The sequence below is a fragment of the Streptomyces sp. R41 genome (genome assembly GCF_041053055.1).
GTDB lineage: Bacteria > Actinomycetota > Actinomycetes > Streptomycetales > Streptomycetaceae > Streptomyces.
In genome coordinates, this window is the sequence record NZ_CP163443.1 from 7,767,658 (window position 1) to 7,788,028 (window position 20,371).

At 69.0% G+C, this 20,371-nt stretch carries 17 protein-coding genes; 13 read left to right on the forward strand and 4 right to left on the reverse strand.

Annotated features, from left to right (window positions below; all coding sequences use genetic code 11):
* Nucleotides 1-24 precede the first annotated feature (24 nt).
* From AB5J53_RS35370 to AB5J53_RS35385, 4 genes are all read left to right on the forward strand, one after another.
* Nucleotides 25-1,785: an ATP-binding cassette domain-containing protein gene (locus AB5J53_RS35370; RefSeq protein WP_369249663.1), complete on the forward strand. Its 1,761-nt coding sequence runs from the start codon at nt 25-27 to the stop codon at nt 1,783-1,785.
* A 162-nt stretch (nt 1,786-1,947) separates the two neighbouring features.
* Nucleotides 1,948-2,835 carry a FadR/GntR family transcriptional regulator gene (locus tag AB5J53_RS35375; protein WP_369249664.1) on the forward strand — a complete coding sequence of 296 codons (888 nt, stop codon included), beginning with the start codon at nt 1,948-1,950 and terminating at the stop codon, nt 2,833-2,835.
* Between the two features lie 403 nt (nt 2,836-3,238).
* Complete coding sequence (locus AB5J53_RS35380) at nt 3,239-4,774, forward strand: RNA polymerase sigma factor (protein ID WP_369249665.1); 1,536 nt, start codon at nt 3,239-3,241, stop codon at nt 4,772-4,774.
* A 131-nt stretch (nt 4,775-4,905) separates the two neighbouring features.
* Nucleotides 4,906-5,724 carry a serine protease gene (locus AB5J53_RS35385; RefSeq protein WP_369249666.1) on the forward strand — a complete coding sequence of 273 codons (819 nt, stop codon included), beginning with the start codon at nt 4,906-4,908 and terminating at the stop codon, nt 5,722-5,724.
* Between the two features lie 241 nt (nt 5,725-5,965).
* On the opposite strand, the gene AB5J53_RS35390 is transcribed toward AB5J53_RS35385, so the two are convergent.
* Nucleotides 5,966-6,196, reverse strand: coding sequence for a hypothetical protein (locus AB5J53_RS35390; RefSeq protein ID WP_121406526.1), 231 nt, complete (start codon nt 6,194-6,196; stop codon nt 5,966-5,968).
* 440 nt (nt 6,197-6,636) lie between these two features.
* Between AB5J53_RS35390 and AB5J53_RS35395 the strand changes: the two genes are divergently transcribed.
* The 6 genes from AB5J53_RS35395 to AB5J53_RS35420 all read left to right on the forward strand — a co-directional run bounded on the left by AB5J53_RS35395 (nt 6,637) and on the right by AB5J53_RS35420 (nt 13,989).
* Nucleotides 6,637-8,760: a type IIA DNA topoisomerase subunit B gene (locus tag AB5J53_RS35395; RefSeq protein WP_369249667.1), complete on the forward strand. Its 2,124-nt coding sequence runs from the start codon at nt 6,637-6,639 to the stop codon at nt 8,758-8,760.
* 688 nt (nt 8,761-9,448) lie between these two features.
* The gene (locus AB5J53_RS35400; RefSeq protein WP_369249668.1) at nt 9,449-9,973 is read left to right on the forward strand and encodes a DUF1453 domain-containing protein; all 525 of its coding nucleotides are present in this window, start codon (nt 9,449-9,451) and stop codon (nt 9,971-9,973) included.
* On the forward strand, nt 9,970-11,121 hold the full coding sequence (locus tag AB5J53_RS35405; RefSeq protein WP_369249669.1) for a sensor histidine kinase: 1,152 nt from the start codon (nt 9,970-9,972) through the stop codon (nt 11,119-11,121). Before AB5J53_RS35400 ends, AB5J53_RS35405 begins: the two co-directional genes overlap by 4 nt.
* The gene (locus tag AB5J53_RS35410; RefSeq protein WP_369249670.1) at nt 11,118-11,807 is read left to right on the forward strand and encodes a response regulator; all 690 of its coding nucleotides are present in this window, start codon (nt 11,118-11,120) and stop codon (nt 11,805-11,807) included. Before AB5J53_RS35405 ends, AB5J53_RS35410 begins: the two co-directional genes overlap by 4 nt.
* Nucleotides 11,808-11,911: 104 nt before the next feature.
* On the forward strand, nt 11,912-12,400 hold the full coding sequence (locus AB5J53_RS35415; protein WP_369249671.1) for a DUF485 domain-containing protein: 489 nt from the start codon (nt 11,912-11,914) through the stop codon (nt 12,398-12,400).
* Nucleotides 12,397-13,989 (forward strand): cation acetate symporter, encoded by a 1,593-nt coding sequence (locus AB5J53_RS35420; protein ID WP_369249672.1) that lies wholly within the window; start codon nt 12,397-12,399, stop codon nt 13,987-13,989. The genes AB5J53_RS35415 and AB5J53_RS35420 overlap by 4 nt, the downstream gene beginning before the upstream one ends.
* A gap of 62 nt (nt 13,990-14,051) precedes the next feature.
* Here AB5J53_RS35420 and AB5J53_RS35425 read toward each other — a convergent pair whose 3' ends face one another.
* Entirely contained in the window at nt 14,052-14,744 is a 693-nt protein-coding gene (locus tag AB5J53_RS35425; RefSeq protein ID WP_369249673.1) for a response regulator, read from the reverse strand.
* A gap of 161 nt (nt 14,745-14,905) precedes the next feature.
* Here AB5J53_RS35425 and AB5J53_RS35430 point away from each other — a divergent pair, with 161 nt between their 5' ends.
* The 3 genes from AB5J53_RS35430 to AB5J53_RS35440 are packed head-to-tail and all read left to right on the forward strand — an operon-like array spanning nt 14,906 to nt 17,701.
* Nucleotides 14,906-15,721: an ABC transporter ATP-binding protein gene (locus AB5J53_RS35430; protein WP_369249674.1), complete on the forward strand. Its 816-nt coding sequence runs from the start codon at nt 14,906-14,908 to the stop codon at nt 15,719-15,721.
* Nucleotides 15,711-16,586: an ABC transporter permease gene (locus AB5J53_RS35435; protein ID WP_369249675.1), complete on the forward strand. Its 876-nt coding sequence runs from the start codon at nt 15,711-15,713 to the stop codon at nt 16,584-16,586. Before AB5J53_RS35430 ends, AB5J53_RS35435 begins: the two co-directional genes overlap by 11 nt.
* Nucleotides 16,587-16,636: 50 nt before the next feature.
* Complete coding sequence (locus AB5J53_RS35440; RefSeq protein ID WP_369249676.1) at nt 16,637-17,701, forward strand: ABC transporter substrate-binding protein; 1,065 nt, start codon at nt 16,637-16,639, stop codon at nt 17,699-17,701.
* 121 nt (nt 17,702-17,822) lie between these two features.
* Here AB5J53_RS35440 and AB5J53_RS35445 read toward each other — a convergent pair whose 3' ends face one another.
* Nucleotides 17,823-18,503: a response regulator gene (locus AB5J53_RS35445; protein WP_369249677.1), complete on the reverse strand. Its 681-nt coding sequence runs from the start codon at nt 18,501-18,503 to the stop codon at nt 17,823-17,825.
* On the reverse strand, nt 18,500-20,257 hold the full coding sequence (locus AB5J53_RS35450; RefSeq protein WP_369249678.1) for an ATP-binding protein: 1,758 nt from the start codon (nt 20,255-20,257) through the stop codon (nt 18,500-18,502). The genes AB5J53_RS35445 and AB5J53_RS35450 overlap by 4 nt, the downstream gene beginning before the upstream one ends.
* Nucleotides 20,258-20,371: the final 114 nt, after the last annotated feature.

Below are 20,371 nucleotides of genomic sequence, written 5' to 3' on the forward strand. Positions count from 1 at the left end.
AAATATCGCGCTATCTTGCTTCGAGTGATCCAGGCCATCGGACTGACCAGCAACCCTCGCAAGGAGCTTCCGCCCGCTGTCGACGACGTGTCCTTCGAGGCGCGCGCGGGCCACGTCACCGCAGTCCTCGGAGCCCGGGGCGCGGGCAAGACGACGGCGCTGAAGCTCATGCTCGAACTTCAACAGGGCCGCGGAATCACCTACTTCAGAGGCCGCCCACTGCACCGGATCGCCCATCCGTCGCGTGAAGTCGGCGTGCTCCTGGGCGAGGTGCCCGGTCACCCGGCGCGGACGGTCCGCGGCCAACTCCGCATGCTGTGCGCGGCCGCCGGCGTGCCCGTGCGACGCGCCGACGAAGTACTCGACGTGGTCGGGCTCGTCAGCCTCCGCGACGAACGCCTGGGCACGCTCTCGCGCGGTATGGATCGCCGCCTCGGCCTGGCGTGCGCACTCCTGTCCGACCCGCACACCCTCGTCCTCGACGCCCCCGTCGAGGGGCTCTCCGCCCACGAGGGCCGGTGGCTGCACGGAATTCTCCGCGCGCACGCGGCCCAGGGCGGCACCGTGCTGTTCACCACGGACGATCCCAAGGAGGCCGCGCGAAACTCCGACCGGGTCGTCACGCTGGAGGAGGGCCGGCTCGTCGCCGACCAGGAGGTCGCGGACTTCGCCCGCACCCGGCTCCGCCCCAGGGTCGCGGTCCGCAGTCCGCACGCCGTCCGGCTCAGCGCCCTGCTGGCCAAGGAGGCACGTACCGCCAAGCGCTCCATTGAGGTTGTCCGCGAGGACGGAAATCGGCTCTCGGTGTACGGCAGCACATGCGCCGACGTCGGCGAGACCGCCTTCCGGCACGGGATCCTCGTACATCAACTCGCCGACGAAATCGGCGATATGGGACCCGTCGCTTCGCCGTCCGCCGAGGGGGACGCTCACGAGACCGACGAGCCCCGCCCGACCGAGGAGCTGGCCTCGAACACTCTGCCTCCCCTCCCGCCCCCCATCGCCGTACGTCAGGCCCCGAGCCCGCTGCGTCCCCTGCGCTACGAGCTGCGCCGTGCCGCCGGTGTGGGCACCGGCTACCTCACGGCGGCCGCCGTTCTCGTCACCTCGGCCCTCCTGTCGGTCCTCCTGGCCAGAATCGGTCACACGCCCCAGCCCCGCCTGCTGGCCGCGTGGCCGCGGGAATTTCCGCTGCCGCCCGCCGCGCTCGGCGCGGGACTGCTCGGGGCCATCGCCTTCGGTGAAGAGTTCCGCCACCCCGCCCTGGCCGCGGACCGCGGGACCGTCCCCCGACGCATGGGACTGCTCGCCGCCAAACTCCTCGTCGCCTCCGCCACGGCGCTCACGCTGGCCTTCCTCACCGTGGGATGCGACCTCGAGGTGCTGTACCTCGTCTACGGACGGGAGCTCACCGGAGTTCCCGCGGACTGGCTTGCGCTGAGTGCGAGTTGGATCGGCCTCGTGGTGGGCTGCGCCTGGGCAGGTGTGCTGGCCGCGGGCACCTTCCGGTCCACGACCGCCGGGCTCGCCGCGGTGGTCGCGGTGCCGGTCCTCGTCGTACCCCTCGTACAAAAGACCTTGGAGGGGCCGTCTGTGCGGACTGCGGCCGGGTTCCCCATGAGGCTGCGCGAGCTGGTGCTGATGCAGTGGCCGTTCGGGGGCGAACGCTATCTGGCGGCCGGAGTGCGGGTCATCGTCCAACCCGTGGGCGGTGCACTGATGTTGTCGCTGACCGCCCTGCTCTGCGCATATCTGCTCACGACCCTGCGGAGCAGGGTCCGATGACGACCGTCCGGGCCCTTCCGTACCCGCCGTGCGCACAACTCCCCGAAGAAAGCCCATTTCTTTCCGATAAGGCGTCAATTGCGACGGGGTGAGCGATCACCCTTTCGTGTGCTTTTCACCAAAGACCTCAAGGGAGTTGGAGCCAGCGCCGACAAAGGATCCGTGAGTACCCTTGCGCAGACCATGATGACCGCCGCCCGCTCCTCAGACTCCGGCCTGGCCGGCCCGGGCGAACTCGACCGCTACCCCTATACCGAGGCCTCAGGTGCCGACCGCGTGGGCGCCCCCGCGTGGGAGAGCGCCGACCCGGAGCTCGGCCGTGTGGGCCGACGCGCCGCGGGCAGCCGCGGACGCGGGCTGCACGGCCAACTCGTCCAACAACTGGGCCAGATGATCGTCTCCGGCGACCTGGGTGCGGACCGCCCGCTCGTCCCCGAGGAGATCGGTCAGCGGTTCGAGGTGTCCCGCACCGTCGTCCGTGAGTCGCTCCGGGTCCTGGAGGCGAAGGGGCTGGTCAGCGCCAGGCCGAACGTCGGCACGCGCGTGCGGCCCGTCAGCGACTGGAACCTCCTCGACCCCGACATCATCGAATGGCGGGCCTTCGGTCCGCAGCGCGACGACCAGCGACGTGAGCTGAGCGAGCTGCGCTGGACCATCGAGCCGCTCGCCGCACGCCTCGCGGCCGGGCACGGTCGCGAGGAGGTCCAGCAGCGGCTCGGTGACATGGTCGAGATCATGGGCCATGCCATGGCGCAGGGTGACTCGCTCACCTTCTCGCGGGCCGACGCGGAGTTCCACTCACTGCTCATCCAGCTCGCGGGCAACCGGATGCTGGAGCACCTCTCCGGGATCGTGTCGGCGGCGCTCCAGGTCTCCGGCGGTCCCGTCACCGGCTGTGACCGGCCCAACGACGTCTCCCTGGGGCATCACGCGCGCATCGTCGACGCCCTCGGCGCGGCGGATGGTGCGGCGGCCGAGACAGCCATGCGTCAATTGCTCACCGTCCACCCCGAGGTGGAGCGCGTGGTGCCCGCGCCGCGCGAACACTGACCACGCACCGAGGGCGGCGCGGTCGAGGGCGTGTGCCCTCTCGTGGCATCGCTTGGCCGGCGAACCATCTCCCGTCGGACCCCGTCGGATCCTTCGTGGACCCGGCGGGGTCCGGCGCGAGGGGGCAGAGGGCACCGGCTGACCCCCTCTGACCGTATCTGGCAGCTTTTGAGCGCTTACGGGGTGTGACTCGGGCCACGCAGATTGGGCGTAACGCTCTGCGGAACAGCGCGATGACCTAAGAGGTGACAGCCGAGGAGGGAATACGGACGCCGTCTACGGCGCTGTGCATCTTCCCGGCCCCCGCTCGCGCCGTCGGCCCATCCCCAAGCCGGCGGTCGTCGGCTCCTGTCCACAGTGGACGGGGCCGGAAGCCGTTTTCCAACGTTCCGAGAGGTTGTTCGTGTCGGCCAGCACATCCCGTACGCTCCCGCCTGAGATCGCCGAGTCCGTCTCTGTCATGGCGCTCATTGAGCGGGGAAAGGCTGAGGGGCAGATCGCCGGCGATGACGTGCGTCGGGCCTTCGAAGCTGACCAGATTCCGGCCACTCAGTGGAAGAACGTACTGCGCAGCCTCAACCAGATCCTCGAGGAAGAGGGTGTGACGCTGATGGTCAGTGCCGCGGAGCCCAAGCGCACCCGAAAGAGCGTCGCAGCGAAGAGTCCGGCCAAGCGCACCGCCACCAAGACCGTGGCGGCGAAGACGGTGACTGCCAAGAAGGCCACCGCCACCGCCGCTCCGGCAGTGCCTGCCGCCGACGATCCGGCTGAGGATGCATCTGCCCAGAAGGCCCCTGCCAAGAAGGCGACCGCCAAGAAGGCCGTCGCAAAGAAGACGGTCGCCAAGAAGACGGCGGCCAAGAAGACCACCGCCAAGAAGGACGACGCCGAGCTGGTCGACGACGAGGCGGTCGAGGAGACCCCGGGGAAGCCCGGTGCCGAAGAGCCCGCCGAGGACGGCGCCCAGGGCTTTGTGCTGTCCGACGAGGACGAGGACGACGCGCCCGCACAGCAGGTCGCCGCTGCCGGTGCCACCGCCGACCCCGTCAAGGACTACCTCAAGCAGATCGGTAAGGTCCCGCTGCTCAACGCCGAGCAGGAGGTGGAGCTCGCCAAGCGCATCGAGGCCGGTCTGTTCGCCGAGGACAAGCTGGCCAACGCCGACAAGCTCGCCCCCAAGCTCAAGCGCGAGCTGGAGATCATCGCCGAGGACGGCCGCCGCGCCAAGAACCACCTCCTGGAGGCCAACCTCCGTCTGGTGGTCTCCCTGGCCAAGCGCTACACCGGCCGCGGCATGCTCTTCCTGGACCTCATCCAGGAGGGCAACCTCGGTCTGATCCGCGCGGTCGAGAAGTTCGACTACACCAAGGGCTACAAGTTCTCCACGTACGCCACCTGGTGGATCCGTCAGGCGATCACCCGCGCCATGGCCGACCAGGCCCGCACCATCCGTATCCCGGTGCACATGGTCGAGGTCATCAACAAGCTCGCGCGCGTGCAGCGCCAGATGCTCCAGGACCTGGGCCGCGAGCCCACCCCGGAGGAGCTGGCCAAGGAACTCGACATGACCCCGGAGAAGGTCATCGAGGTCCAGAAGTACGGCCGCGAGCCCATCTCCCTGCACACCCCGCTGGGCGAGGACGGCGACAGCGAGTTCGGTGACCTCATCGAGGACTCCGAGGCCGTCGTCCCGGCCGACGCGGTGAGCTTCACGCTCCTCCAGGAGCAGCTGCACTCCGTTCTCGACACCCTGTCCGAGCGCGAGGCGGGCGTCGTCTCGATGCGCTTCGGTCTCACCGACGGTCAGCCGAAGACCCTCGACGAGATCGGCAAGGTGTACGGCGTGACCCGTGAGCGGATCCGCCAGATCGAGTCCAAGACGATGTCGAAGCTGCGTCACCCGTCGCGCTCCCAGGTGCTGCGCGACTACCTCGACTAGGTCTCGGCCGTACGTCATCGAGGGCCCGACTCCCGTGGGGAGCCGGGCCCTCGGCGTGTGCGCGGGGTGCGCGCACACGCGTGCTGGATCACTCTGGGTGTTCCATGACCATCCCAGAGTGAGGAGCGCACATGCGCCGTCCCTTTGCCTCAGTGCTGGCCCTCGCGGCCACCGCAGCTGTGATACCGCTGGCGTCCCCCGCCCCGGCGGCTGCGGACAGTGTCGTCGTCGGAGGCTTTCCGGTCGAGATCTCCGAGAGCCCGTGGACAGTGGCGCTGTCCAGTCGTGACCGGTTCGGGGGTACGCGTGCCGGGCAGTTCTGCGGAGGAGTGGTGATCAGCCCGTCCCAGGTCTTGACCGCGGCCCACTGTCTGGGCTCGGATGCGCTGGGGACGCCGCCTCGACAGGTGCGTGACCTGAAGGTCATCGCGGGCCGCGGGGACCTGCTGTCGAGCGGCGGCAAGGAGATATCCGTACGCGACATCTGGGTCAACCCGCGTTACGACAGCTATACGAACGCGGGGGACTTCGGCGTGCTCACGCTCGCCGCCTCGCTTCCCGAGAGCTCGGTCATCCGTATGGCGCCGTCGGGAGACCCCGCGTACGAGCAGGGTACAGCCGCCATGGTCTACGGCTGGGGTGACACGACGGGCGGTGGTGACTACGCCGGCAGTCTCAGGGCCGCGCGCGTGAACGTACTCCCCGATGCCACCTGTGAGAAGGCCTATCCGGGCAACTCCGACGGTACGTACCAGGCTGCGTCCATGCTGTGCGCCGGCGAGAACGAAGGCGGGCGGGACGCCTGTCAGGGGGACAGCGGCGGGCCGCTGGTCGCTCAGGGGCGGCTCATAGGCCTGGTGTCCTGGGGGAGCGGCTGCGGACGGGCGGGGAGCCCGGGGGTCTATACGCGGGTCTCGGACGTGGCCCGGACGCTCGGCGGGAGGCGCTGAACGCCATGTCCGGAGGTGCGGTGGGGTCGCTGAACGGCGACATCCTGACGCGTGGTGGAAGCCGCTGGAGGCCAGTCCTGGCGCGTGAGGGGAGCCGCTGGGGGCAACGTCCCTGACGCGTAAGGGGCCACTGGGGCAAAGGGGGAGGCGGTACGAGTATGGGCGGTCACTCCCTGTGTCCAGGGAGTGACCGCCCACTCGCCGGCCTGTGCCGGCACTCGCTCGTCGTTGATGCGAAGTGTCAGCGTTCTTCGTCGTTGACGCTTTCGGGAACGGACGTCAGTCGCTCCGTCTCGTCCTGTATCTCAGCGGCGATCTTCTTGAGTTCCGGCTCGAACTTGCGACCGTGGTGGGCGCAGAAGAGCAGTTCTCCGCCGCTCAGGAGGACGACGCGCAGATATGCCTGGGCGCCGCAACGGTCGCAGCGGTCAGCGGCCGTCAGCGGGCTCGCGGGGGTCAGAACAGTAGTCACGTCGCCTCTTCTCTAGCTCGACGAGCTGTCGTACCAGGGTCAACATCCAACCAGGCCGAAAACGTTCCCGCTCGTGGCTTTTCCTCGAAAATTTCTCTCCGGGGCGGCTGTCTGCTGCCGGGTGGCGGCGAATGAGCCGTATTACGTGTCTTCGTGTCTTACGGGTTCGCGCAGTCTGTCAGGGTCAGTCCTCCCGGCTGGGTTGCCGGTTGTTCATGAGGACGTGCCCGGAGCCTAAATGGTTCATGCCTGGAAGGGAACGTGATATGTACTTCACTCCATCGAGGGATCGAACACCCATGCGACCCTGGACTAGTCTGAGTTCATGCGAGGGTGGCGTTACAACGGCTCTACCAGGCCTCGGTACCCTCTGAGCGGCGACCGAAGCCGGGCCCTTACCCAAAAGGGTCCCATCTGAAATTCAGCGAGGAGCGAACCGCGTGACCGCCGAGACGTCCGTGCCGTCCACAGCGCTGCTGACCGGAGCAGACCGGGACGGTTCCAACTACACCGCGCGGCACCTGCTCGTCCTCGAGGGGCTCGAGGCCGTGCGCAAGCGCCCGGGCATGTACATCGGGTCGACCGACAGCCGCGGTCTGATGCACTGCCTCTGGGAGATCATCGACAACTCCGTGGACGAGGCCCTTGGGGGCTACTGCGACCACATCGAGGTGATCCTGCACGACGACGCCTCGGTGGAGGTGCGGGACAACGGCCGCGGCATCCCGGTCGACGTGGAGCCCAAGACCGGCCTCTCCGGCGTCGAGGTCGTGATGACCAAGCTGCACGCCGGCGGCAAGTTCGGCGGCGGCTCGTATGCGGCCTCCGGCGGTCTGCACGGCGTGGGCGCCTCTGTGGTGAACGCGCTCTCCGCCCGCCTGGACATCGAGGTGGACCGCAGCGGCCAGACCCATGCGGTGAGCTTCCGGCGCGGTACTCCGGGGGTTTTCAAGGCGGACGGTCCCGACGCCGCCTTCGACGCGGCCAGCGGGCTGCGCAAGGTCAAGCGGATCCCCAAGACCCGCACCGGTACGCGCGTGCGTTACTGGGCCGACCGTCAGATCTTCCTCAAGGATGCCAAGCTCTCCCTGGAGAACCTGCACCAGCGCGCCCGTCAGACCGCTTTCCTGGTGCCCGGCCTGACCATCGTCGTCCGTGACGAGTACGGACTCGGCGAGGGCGGGAGCAAGGGCGAGGAGTCCTTCCGCTTCGACGGCGGCATCAGCGAATTCTGTGAGTATCTGGCCGCCGACAAGCCCGTCTGCGACGTCCTGCGCTTCTCCGGGCAGGGCACCTTCAAGGAGACCGTCCCGGTCCTCGACGACCACGGGCAGATGACGCCCACCGAGGTCACCCGTGAGCTCGGCGTCGATGTCGCGCTGCGCTGGGGCACCGGCTACGACACGACCCTGAAGTCGTTCGTGAACATCATCGCCACCCCGAAGGGCGGCACCCACGTCGCGGGCTTCGAGCAGGCCGTCGCCAAGACGATGAACGAGGTGTTGCGCGCCAAGAAGCTGCTGCGCGTCGCCGAGGACGACGTCGTCAAGGACGACGCTCTGGAGGGCCTGACGGCCGTCGTCACGGTGCGTCTCGCCGAGCCGCAGTTCGAGGGCCAGACCAAGGAGGTCCTCGGTACCTCGGCGGCCCGCCGCATCGTGACGAACGTGGTCTCCAAGGAGCTCAAGGCGTTCCTGACCTCGACGAAGCGGGATGCTGCCGCGCAGGCGCGCGTCGTCATGGAGAAGGCCGTCTCGGCCGCTCGTACGCGGATCGCGGCCCGCCAGCACAAGGATGCGCAGCGTCGGAAGACGGCTCTGGAGTCCTCCTCCCTGCCCGCCAAGCTCGCCGACTGCCGCAGCGACGACGTGGAGCGCAGTGAGCTCTTCATCGTCGAGGGCGACTCCGCGCTCGGTACGGCCAAGCTCGCCCGGAACTCCGAGTTCCAGGCGTTGCTGCCGATCCGCGGCAAGATCCTCAACGTTCAGAAGGCGTCCGTGACGGACATGCTGAAGAACGCCGAGTGCGGCGCGATCATCCAGGTCATAGGAGCCGGGTCGGGCCGGACCTTCGACATCGACGCGGCGCGCTACGGGAAGATCATTCTTCTCGTCGACGCGGACGTCGACGGCGCGCACATTCGCATTCTGCTGCTGACGCTGTTCCAGCGGTACATGCGGCCCATGGTCGAGGCGGGGCGGGTGTTCGCGGCCGTGCCGCCGCTGCACCGGATTGAGCTCAGCCAGCCCAAGAAGGGGCAGGACAAGTACATCTACACGTACTCGGACCGTGAGCTGCGGGAGACGCTGCTCGAGCTGCAGCGCAAGAACGTGCGGTACAAGGACTCGATCCAGCGTTACAAGGGTCTGGGTGAGATGGACGCCGATCAGCTGGCCGAGACGACGATGGATCCGCGGCACCGGACTCTGCGGCGGATCAACATCTCCGACCTTGAGGCGTCTGAGCAGGTGTTCGATCTGCTGATGGGGAACGATGTGGCGCCGCGCAAGGAGTTCATCTCCAGTTCGGCGGCTACGTTGGATCGGTCGCGGATCGACGCGTAGGCGCTGCCGCTGGGCTGCGCGGGTCGCGTTCCGTCGGTGGGTGGGGCGGGTTTGCGCCGGTGGGTGGCTGCGCCATTGCGCTTTTCCGCCGGTGGGTGGCTGCGCCATTCCGCCTTTGCGCCGGTGGGTGGGTCGGGGCCGTGCCGGTACATCCGCCCCGTCGCCGGTGGCAGATCGCTTGGCTTGCATGGCTCTGCCTGTTGGCAACCACGTAAGCGACGGGGCATGTGATGTACCGGCACGGCCCCTTCCGTGCGTGGGCGAGTGCGGGTGAGTGGGGGCGTGCGTCGGCGGGTGCGGGTGACTGGCCGGGGGCGTTGGCGGCTGCGGGTGCGTCGTGCGTGCGGCTGTATTCCACCCTGCCTGCTCGCCTGCTCCCGGGCGGCGCTTGATTTTTGCCCGTCCGGGGTTTGAGGACGAGGCCGTCAAGGCCGAAGCGGGGGTCTGGGGGCGGTAGCCCCCAGGTACGGGACGGGTAGGGGCGGAGGGGGCGAAAGACTCTCGGCCTCGCCACGCGGCGGCGGTGGTCGGAAGGGGGTCTCCACCCGTGGGTGGAGGCTCGGGGCGGTGGGGATCCACCCACGATCCACCCCGGCTCCGATCTGCTGACCAGCCGATTTCCGTAGCGTCGAAGGCGTCGACAGCTCCCGCTGCCGGTACCCGCTCTTCCTCGCCCACGGAGGCTGTGATGTCCGGGCTCGTCAATGCTTTGGTGATCTGCGCTGTTGTGGTTGTGGTGATCGCGCGCCAGTTCCGCACCCGCAGGATCAGCACGGACAGGCGCTTGTGGATCGTGCCCGCCGTCCTGGTCTTCATCGCTGTGCGGGAGCCTGGGGTGATCGACCCACACCACCGGACAGAGGCGATTCTCTTGCTCGGTACCGAACTGCTCATAGGCCTGGCCACCGGAGCCGGCTGGGCGTGGACCACACGGATCTGGGCGGAGCCGGACGGCTCGGTTTGGAGCAAGAGCACCAAGGCCAGCGTGGCCGTCTGGATCGTGGGCATAGGCCTGCGCCTGGGCCTGTTCGGCTTCGGAGCCCTGCTCGGCGTGCACCAGGACTCCTCCGCTCTGTTGCTCGCGCTCGCGACGACCCTGCTGGTGCGCTCCGGGCTCCTGGTCTGGAGGTCGCATTCCCTGAGCCCGGTGATCGGGCAGGGCACGGCGTACGGTGACGGCGTGCCCGAGGGCTCGTGGAAGGAGCGCGTGTGACCGACAACGCCTGGAAGCGCTGGCCCTCGCGCGAGGCACTCTCCCGAGCGGGAGTGCCCAGGGCGCGGCGGGCGCTCGCCTGGACCACGCGGGCCATCGCCCTCGGCGCGCTCATCGCGACGACCTTCGCGAACAGCCACCTGCGGGGCTGGGGGGTGGCTGCGGGCGTTGTGGGAATCCTCGTGTGCGCAAGCGCCGCGTGGGGCTTCTGGCGGACCACGCTCGAACACCGCCTGCTGCCCTCGCTGGGGCTCCTCGCGCTACTGCTCGCGATTGCGACGGTGGGGCAGGGTATGGGCCTGCGGGTACCGGCTCTGGTCCTGTGGTGCGGGTGCGCTATCAGCGCCATCGAACGGCTGCCTCTCGCGGCGGCACTGCCCGTCACCGCGGTGGCGCTGGGCGCGTACGCGGCGGTCGACAACGATGTGTGGCTGACCACCGCGGCCACGACGGCGGGGCTTGTCCTGGGCGGATACGTCTTGCGCCTGGACGCGGAGGCCCGCGGCAGTGCCCAGCGGCTGCTCGCCCAGGAGCGTGCGGCGCGTGTGGCGGAGGCGGAGTCGGCGGCGCTCGCCGAGCGGACCAGGATCGCGCGGGAGATCCACGATGTGCTGGCACACAGCCTCTCGGCGCAGCTGGTGCACCTGGAGGCGGCCCGGCTGCTCATCGAGCGGGGCGCAGACCGGCAGACGATCCTCGAACGGGTCGTGGCGGCACGCGGGATGGCCCGCGAGGGGCTCGCGGAGACCCGGCAGGCTCTCTCCGCCCTGCGCGGCGAGATGTCCCCGCTGGAGGACTTCCTCAGCGAACTCGTCGCCACGGCCGACGGCGCCGACGTCACCGTGACGGGCGCACGGCAGGCGCTCCCCGCCGAGGCCTCGCAGGCGGTCCGCAGAGTCGCGCAGGAGGCTCTGACGAACGCGCGCAAGCATGCTCCGGGCGCCAAGGTCCACGTACGGCTGGCCTACGGCGAGCACGAAGTGACGCTGGACGTACGGGACTCGGGCGGGCCGCCGGGCGAACTCAGCGGCTCGGGAGCCGGGTACGGTCTGCTGGGCATGCGGGAGCGTGCCGAGTTGCTGGGCGGCTCGTTGGACGCCGGGCCTGACGAGGAGGGGTTCGTGGTGACGCTGAAGGTGCCCGTATGACGGAGAGGGAGGAGGCGGGCAGGAAGCCGGCGCGGGTCGTGGTGGCGGACGACCAGACCGTGGTGCGCGAAGGCATTGTGATGCTGCTGGGGTTGTTGCCCGGGATCGAGGTCGTCGGAGCGGCGGGCGACGGGGACGAGGCCGTGGAGCTTGTCGCCGAACTCGCTCCGGACGTCGTGCTGATGGACCTGCGCATGCCCCGCTGCGACGGTGTTGAGGCGACTCGGCGCATCCGAGCCGAGCACCCTGGCACGCAGGTCGTCGTGCTCACGACGTACGCGGACGACGAGTCGTTGTTTCCCGCGCTCAGAGCGGGGGCCCGCGGCTATCTCACCAAGGACGCGGGAGGTGACGAGATCGTGCGGGCGGTGGAGAGCGTGCTGTCCGGGGACGCGGGTCTCTCGCCGAGCATCCAACGGCGGCTGCTGGAGAGGCTGTCGGAGCCGCAAGCGGAGCCGGCCCCGCTCACGGAGGCGCCGGACGGGCTCACCGCGCGCGAGACCGAGGTACTCCTGCTGATCGCGGAGGGGCTCAGCAACCAGGAGATCGCCCGCAAGCTGCATGTCTCCACGGCCACGGTGAAGACCCACATCAACAACCTCTTCGCCAAGACGGGACTCAAGGACCGAGCTCAGGCAGTCCGTTACGCCTATGGGAAAGGTCTCGTGCGGCCACCGGTGGACTGAGTCACCTGATGGGGTGAAGAGCACGGAGAGAAGAGTCCGGGATCTTCCCGATCTGCCCATCCTTGGGCACGCGGCCGAAACGGGTCGCGGACAAGGAGAGTTCGGTGGAGAAGCACGACGGCGGCGACACCGGGAAGGTTCGGTTCGACGACCCCTGGTACGACGCGCTCGCCTCCGGTTGGGGTGAGTTGGACGGCACGGGTGCGCCCGCTCCTGCCGTGCCGGCCGCGCGTCCGGAGCACGACGGGCGGACGGGCGGGACGGCCGACGTCTATCTGGAGGTGCAGCGCAGCGCGGCCTTCCAGGAAGTGCGCAGCCGGTACCGGAGGTTCGTGGTGCCGGGCGTCGCCCTGTTCTTCACCTGGTACGTGGGCTATGTGGTGACCGCGACGACGGCGCCCGGGGTCATGGCCAGGCCCGTCGCCGGTGCTGTGAACGTGGCGCTGCTCGCGGGCCTCGGGCAGTTCCTCACGACGTTCCTGTTCACCTGGGCGTACGCGCGGCATGCGCGGCTGCGCAGGGACCGGGCCGCGCTCGATCTGCGCTGGGACACCCAGGAGCTGACGCGGAACGCCAGAGGTGGTGAGCGGTGAGCGGCAACCATCAGACGCTGGCGCTGCTGCTGTTCAGCGCGTTTGTGGCGGTGACGCTGGCGATCACTACATGGGTGAGCCGTAACCGGCATGGTTCGGCGGAGGAGTTCTATGCCGGCGGGCGGCTGTTCTCGCCGATGGAGAATGGTTTTGCCATCTCCGGCGACTACATGTCGGCGGCCTCCTTCCTGGGCGTCACGGGGCTCATCTCGCTCTACGGCTACGACGGGTTGTTGTACGTCGTGGGGTTTCTCGTCGCCTGGCTCGTGGTTCTCTTCCTGGTGGCCGAACTGGTCCGCAACTGCGGACGGTTCACCCTCGCCGATGTGGTCGCGGCCCGGATGAGCGAGCGGCCGGTGCGGATCGCGGCGGGAACGTCCTCGGTGACCGTGTCCGTTCTGTATCTGGTGGCGCAGATGGTGGGAGCGGGCAGCCTGGTCGCGCTGCTTCTCGGGGGTACGAGCGAGGCAGCGCGGAATTGGACGGTGATCGGCGTCGGCGCGCTCATGGTGATCTATGTGTCGCTGGGAGGGATGCGGGCCACCACGTGGATTCAGATCGTCAAGGCCGTGCTGTTGCTGAGCGGGGCGATGGCGCTGACCGCGCTGGTCCTGGTGCGTTTTCACGGGGATCTGAACGAACTGCTGCGTTCGGCGGCGGAGCGCAGCGGGCACGGTGACGCGTTCCTCGCGCCCGGGCTGAAGTACGGCGGAAGCTGGACCGCGCGGTTCGACTTCATCAGCCTGGGCCTGGCCCTGGTGCTCGGCACGGGCGGGCTGCCGCACATCCTGTCCCGTTTCTACACGGTGCCGACGGCGCGGGCCGCGCGCCGCTCGGTGGTCTGGTCGGTCGGGCTCATCGGGGGCTTCTACCTGATGACGATCGTGCTGGGCTTCGGCGCCGCCGCGCTCGTCGGGCCGGAGACGGTGCGCGGGTCGAACGCGGCGGGAAACACGGCGGTTCCGCTGCTGGCGCTCGATCTGGGCGGCGGCGCGAATTCCACGGGAGGAACGGTTCTCTTCGCGATCGTCGCCGCCATCGCCTTCGCCACCATCCTTGCGGTCGTCGCCGGAATCACCCTCGCGTCCTCGGCGTCCGTGGCGCACGACCTGTACGCGTCGTTGCGTCGTCGGCATGCGAAGCCGCGCAGCGAGGTCGCCGTGGCACGTGCGGCCGCCGTCGGGATCGGTGTCGTCGCGATCGCCCTCGGGCTGCTCGCCCGGGATCTCAATGTGGCCTTTCTGGTGGGCCTCGCCTTCGCGGTCGCCGCGTCCGCGAACCTGCCGGTGCTGCTGTACTCACTGTTCTGGCGGTCCTTCACAACGCGCGGCGCGGTGTGGGCCGTATACGGCGGCCTGGTGCCCGCGCTGGTGCTCGTGCTGCTGTCGCCGGTGGTGTCGGGGAGCCCCGAATCGCTGTTCCCGAGTGTGGATTTCCAGTACTTCCCACTGCAGAACCCGGGTCTCGTCTCGATCCCCTTGGGCTTCCTCGCCGGCTGGCTCGGCACGGTTACGTCCGCGGAGCCTCCGGACGAGGCCAAGCACGCCGAGACCGAGGTGCGGGCGCTCACCGGAGCCGGGGCCGTCTGACGGCGCCTCCAGGGACATACGCGGCGAACCGGGGAAGCGCTGCCGTGCACGTACGGCTGGGCCTAAGGCGCCACCCACGCGTACCGATGCTCCGGACGCCCCGTGTCTCCGTACTTGAGGGAGAGCCGCAGGCGTCCGGCCTGTTCGAGGTGGCGCAGATACCGCTGGGCGGTGGACCGGCTGAGGCCGGTCTCTGCGGCCACTTCGTGGGCCGAGAGCGGCTGGCTCGCGCGGTGCAGTACGTCGCAGATGAGGTCCGTGGTCGGCTCCGAGTGGCCGCTGGGCAGTCCCGGTGACGAGGGCGCGGCCGCGGTGCGCAGAGCGCCGAAGATCCGGTCGACCTGCTCCTGGCCCGCCACGCCGCGTCCGCCCACCCGGTCGACGGTGCGGCGCAGGGCGGCGTACGAGTCGAGCCGGGTGCGCAGGGCTGCGAAGGTGAACGGCTTGACCAGATAGTGCAGGGCGCCCAGGCGCATCGCCGCCTGCACGGTGACCACGTCGCTGGCTGCGGTGATCATGATGACGTCGGTGCCATGGCCGCGTTCGCGCATCCGGTGGACCAGTTCGAGGCCCGTCTGATCGGGCAGATAGTGGTCGAGCAGCACCAGGTCGATGGGCGCGCGCTCGACGGCGGCCAGGGCCTGGGCAGCACTGTGCGCGCGGGCGGCCACCCGGAAGCCGGGAACCTTTCCCACGTACTTGGCGTTGATCTCGGCGACGCGGAAGTCGTCGTCCACGACCAGGACGTCAATCATCGGGCCTCTTTCCCTCAAGGCCTGGCGAGCGTTAAGCCCGTGTTTCGGCTCCGCTGTTGTAGCGCGAGCAAAACGAGCACAACAGGCTGTTGCAAGCAAAAGAACTCCATGCGCCCAGAAGACTGATGCTGTGGCCCGCGCCACATCTACCGTCCCGGGCCATGAGCGCAGACATCAGCCCCGCCATCGAGCTGCGGGGCGCGAGCAAGATCTTCAAGACCCCGTCAGGGGGTCTGCACACGGCGGTCAGGGAGTTGGATCTGACCATCGGCAGGGGCGAGTTCGTGGCCGTCGTAGGCCCCACCGGTTGCGGGAAGTCGACCACGCTGACCCTGGTGAGCGGTCTCGAAGAGCCCACCGAGGGCGACGTCCTGGTCGCCGGTGAGCCGGTCGCCGGCGTGGGCGACAAGGTCGGCTTCGTCTTCCAGCAGGACGCCACCTTCCCCTGGCGTACGGTCCTGTCCAATGTGATGGCGGGGCCCCGCTTCCGCGGCGTGCCCAAGGCCGAGGCGAAGCGGAAGGCGCGCGAGTGGCTGGCCAGGGTCGGGCTCGCGGCCTTCGAGGACCGCTATCCGCACCAGCTCTCCGGCGGCCAGCGCAAACGTGTCGCCCTCGCCGCGACCTTCGTCAACGACCCCGAGATCCTGCTGATGGACGAGCCCTTCTCGGCACTCGACGTACAGACCAGGGCTCTGATGTCGGACGAACTGCTCGAACTGTGGGAAGGCACGGGCGCCTCGGTCGTCTTCGTCACCCACGACCTGGAGGAGTCCATCGCGCTCGCCGACAAGGTCGTCGTGATGACCGCGGGCCCCGCGACCGTGAAGCAGGTCTTCGACATCGATCTGCCGCGGCCGCGCAAGGTCGAATCGGTGCGCCTGGAGCCGCGGTTCATCGAGATCTACCGCGAGATCTGGGAGTCCCTCGGCGAAGAGGTCCGCATCACCCGTGAGAGGGGCGCGGCCCATGTCGCCTGACATCATGCCCGAGGCCGTTGTCGCCCTGACGATGACCGAGCCCGACAAGCAGGGGCGCGCACACTCCCGCGCCCGTGCCGCCCGCAGACGCAAGGCCATCGTCGCCGCCGCCCGCGCACTGCTCCTGGTCGCCGTGCTCGGCCTGTGGGAGCTGCTCTCGCGAGCCAAGGTCATCGACCCGTTCAACTTCTCCATGCCGTCGAAGATCTGGGACCAGATCTACACGTGGGTGATGCACGGGACCGCGCTCGGATCCCTGGGCGAGCAGATCTGGTACACGCTCCACGAAGCGCTGCTCGGCTGGGTGATCGGTGTGGTCGCCGGTGTGGTGTTCGGCATCGCGTTGGGGCGGATCGCCTTCCTCGCCGATGTCTTTGGTCCATACATCAAGGTGCTCAACTCCATACCGCGGATCGTCCTCGCGCCCATCTTCGTCATCTGGTTCGGGCTCGGGCCGGCCTCCAAGGTCGCGTCGGCCGTGGTGCTCGTCTTCTTCCCCGTCTTCTTCAACGCCTTCCAGGGCGCCCGGGAAGTCGACCGCAACCTGGTGGCCAACGCCCGGATCCTCGGCGCCAGCGACCGCAGGGTGACGCTTCAGGTCGTCATCCCCTCCGCCACCTCGTGGATCTTCACGAGCCTCCACGTCAGCTTCGGCTTCGCGCTCATCGGCGCCATCGTCGGCGAGTACATCGGCGCCACCAAGGGCATCGGCCTGCTCGTCGCGCAGTCGCAGGGCACCTTCAACGCGGCCGGTGTGTACGCCGCGATGGTCATCCTCGCGGTCGTCGCCCTGCTGGCCGAAGGACTGCTGACCTTCGCCGAGAGCCGCATCTTCCGGTGGAAGCCGTCGGACTCCGACCGCTGACCCCCCGCCGCAGGCACCAACTCTCTTCTCTCACAAGGACGTGACCCACCATGCGCAAGACCGCCAGATACTCCGCACTGGCAGCCGCCGGTCTGCTCGCTCTCACCTCGCTCACCGCCTGCGCCAACGACGCGGCCAGTACGACGGCCGACTCCGGCAGCAATGGGGGTGGCGGCAAGGGCGAACACGTCAAGATCATGGTCGGCGGCCTGGACAAGGTCATCTACTTGCCCGCGATGCTCACGCAGCGACTCGGCTACTTCCAGGACGAGGGTTTGGATGTCCAACTCCTGAGCGAGCCGGCCGGGGTTCAGGCCGAGACGGCCCTTGTCTCCGGACAGGTGCAAGGAGCCGTCGGTTTCTACGACCACACCCTGGATCTGCAGACCAAGGGCAAGGCGGTCGAGTCCGTCGTGCAGTTCTCGCACGCACCTGGCGAGGTGGAGATCGTCTCCAACAAGCAGGCGGACGACATCACTTCGCCCAAGGACTTCAAGGGCAAGAAGCTCGGCATCACCGGGCTGGGCTCATCGACCGACTTCCTCACGAAGTACCTGGCGGTCAAGAACGGTGTGAAGGTCAGCGAGTTCACGCCGGTCGCCGTCGGCGCCGGCCCGACGTTCATTTCCGCCCTCCAGAAGGGGGCCATCGACGGCGGCATGACGACGGACCCGACCGTCGCCACGGTCATGCAGAAGAACCTCGGCAAGGTGCTCATCGACATGCGTACGCCGCAGGGGTCGCAGGAGGCGCTCGGCGGGCCGTACCCGTCGTCCAGCCTCTACATGCAGACGGACTGGGTGAACGGCCACAAGGAGACGGTCCAGAAGCTGGCCAACGCCTTCGTGAAGACGCTCAAGTGGATGTCCACGCACAGTGCTTCCGACATCGCCGCCAAGATGCCCGCCGACTACTCCCAGGGCAGCAAGACGCTCTACGCCGGGGCGATCCAGAGCACGCTGCCGATGTTCACCAAGGACGGAGTGATGCCCAAGGACGGCCCCGAGACCGTCGAGAAGGTCCTCAAGGCGTTCAACCCCAACATCAAGAACGCCGATGTGGATCTGAGCAAGACGTACACCACGGAGTTCGTGAAGAACGCCACCACGGGCTGAGTCCGTGAAGCTCGTGAAGAAGGCCACCGGCTGAGCCCCTAACGCGCGTACGGCTGTACTCCCCTGACAGCCGAACGCGCGGTGGGGTGCGGTCGCTTCCCCGGCACTGTGGGCCGTGCCCTCAGGCGCGGGTCGCCCAGACGTAGCGATGCTCCGGGCGGCCCGCGTCGCCGTATTTGAGGGTCAGCCTGGCCCTCCCCGTGCGCTCCAGGAGCTTCAGATAGCGCTGGGCGGTCTGCCGGCTCAGTCCGGTCTCCTCCGCGACCTCCTGGGCGGACAGCGGGCCCTCGGCGTTCACCAGGGCGCGGCGTACCAGCTCCGCGGTCGTGGGGGAGTGGCCTTTGGGCAGATTCGGCTCCGCGCTCGCCGACAGGGCGCCGAAGATCCGGTCCACCTCGGACTGTTCGGCCTCGCCGCCACCGTCGAGGGTGCGGCGCAGATCCGCGTACGCCTCCAGCTTGGCGCGCAGGCCCGCGAAGGCGAACGGCTTCACCAGGTACTGGAGCGCGCCCTGCCGCATCGCGGCCTGGACCGTCGAGATGTCTCGGGCCGCGGTCACCATGATCACGTCGGTCTGGTGGCCGCGCCGGCGCATCTCCTGGACGACCGCGAGGCCCGTCTCGTCCGGCAGATAGTGGTCCATGAGGACCAGATCCAGGTGGGGCAGCGCCTCCATTCGACTCAGCGCCTCGGCCGCGCTGTGCGCCTCGCCCGCGACATGGAAGCCCGGAACCTTCTCCACGTAGGCGGCGTTGACCCGCGCGACCCGGGTGTCGTCGTCCACGACCAGGACCTCGATCATCGCGACTCCTCCTTGGCGTCCGTGACGTCCACGGCGGTGGTGGTCTCCGCGGAGACGGACGGTCCCGGCACGAGGTGGGGTTCGGGCTTCGGCCCAAGGCCCGCATCGGGTGTCGTCGGACCCTCGGGCTCCGGTGCGAGCTCCGGCTCCGTGAGCGCCTCCGGCAGTACGATCGTGAACTCCGCGCCCCCGCCCTCCGCCTCGGTCACCTGGGCGCTGCCGCCCTGCCGCTCGGCGAGCCGGCGCACCAAGGAGAGGCCGATTCCGCGCTTTCCGTGCGCCGGGGGCTTCTTGGTGGTCCACCCGTCGGTGAAGATCAACTCCCGCCGCTCCTCCGGGATGCCGGGGCCGGTATCCCGTACCCGCAGAACGGCGGTACGCCCCACGGCGCGCAATTCGACCTCCACGCGCGCGTGGGGAGTGCCCGCGACGGCATCGAGCGCGTTGTCGACGAGATTCCCGACGACGGTGACCAGTCCTCTCGGGTCGATCAACCGATCCGGCAGCAGGGTCCGGTCCGAGATCCACAGGGCCACACCGCGCTCGGCCGCGACGGTCGCCTTGCCGACCAGCAGGGCGGCGAGCAGCGGGTCGTGGATCTTCTCGGTGACCTGTTCCGCGGTCACCCTGTGGTCGCCGACCACCTCTCCGACGAACTCCACGGCGTCGTCGTACATCTCCAGTTCGAGCAGTCCCAGGAGCGTGTGCATGCGGTTGGCGTGCTCGTGGTCCTGGGCGCGCAGGGCGTCGATCAGGCCGCGCGTGGAGTCGAGTTCGCGGCCGAGCTGCTCCAGCTCCGTACGGTCGCGCAGGGTGGCGACGGCGCCGCCGTCGTCGGTGGGCATGCGGTTGGCGACCAGGACGCGCTGGCCGCGGACGGTGAGCAGGTCGGTGCCGGTGACGCGTCCGGCCAGTACGTCGGTCGTACGTCCGGGACCGAGCACGTCGTCGAGCGGCTGCCCGATGGCCTCGGCGTCGAGGCCCAGCAGACGTTGCGCCTCGTCGTTGAGGAGGCGTACGCGGCCGCCGCGGTCCAGGGCGACGACGCCCTCCCGTATGCCGTGCAGCATCGCCTCGCGCTCCGCGAGCAGCGCGGAGATGTCGGAGAAGGCCAGATCGCGGGTCTGCCGCTGCACCCTTCGGGAGATCAGATACGCGGCCAGCGCACCGACGGCCATGGCTCCGCCCGCGTACCCGAAGAGCCCCGGGATGGCGTCGATCAGCCGGGCGCGCACACTGTCGTACTTGATGCCGACCGAGACCGCGCCGACGATGCGGCCGTCGGTGTCGCGCAGCGGCACCTTGCCGCGGGCCGAGCGGCCCAGCGTGCCGGTGTCGATCTGCATGACGTCCTTGCCGGCGAGGGCCTGCCTGGGGTCGGTCGAAACCTTCTTGCCGATCTGCGTCGGGTCGGTGTGCGACCAGCGCACGCCCTTCATGTTCATCACCACGACGTACTCGGCCTTGCTGGCCTTCCGGATCCGTTCCGCCTCGGCCTGCACCGGTCCGTCCACGGACGGCCGCGTCGTCCGGAGGTCCTCGGCGATCTGCGGCTGGACCGCCGTGGTCTGCGCGATCGCGAGTGCGCGGCGCATCGCCTGGTCGTCCAGCTGCGCACTGAGCGGCGCGAGGAACAGTCCGGTGGCGAGCACGGCGACTCCCGCGGCGATCGCCACCTGCATCAGCAGCACCTGCGAGAACACCCGCCGCGGCAGACCGAGGCGCAGTCGTCGTGCGGGGGGAGTGGGGCTCATACCTAGACGGTACGGGGGCGTGCGGGCTCCACCGTGGGTGTGTGGCGTGGATCTCTTGATCGTCGGGTGTGGAAGCCGTGGCAGAGCTCAGGGGGACGCTCAGGCATCGTGTCG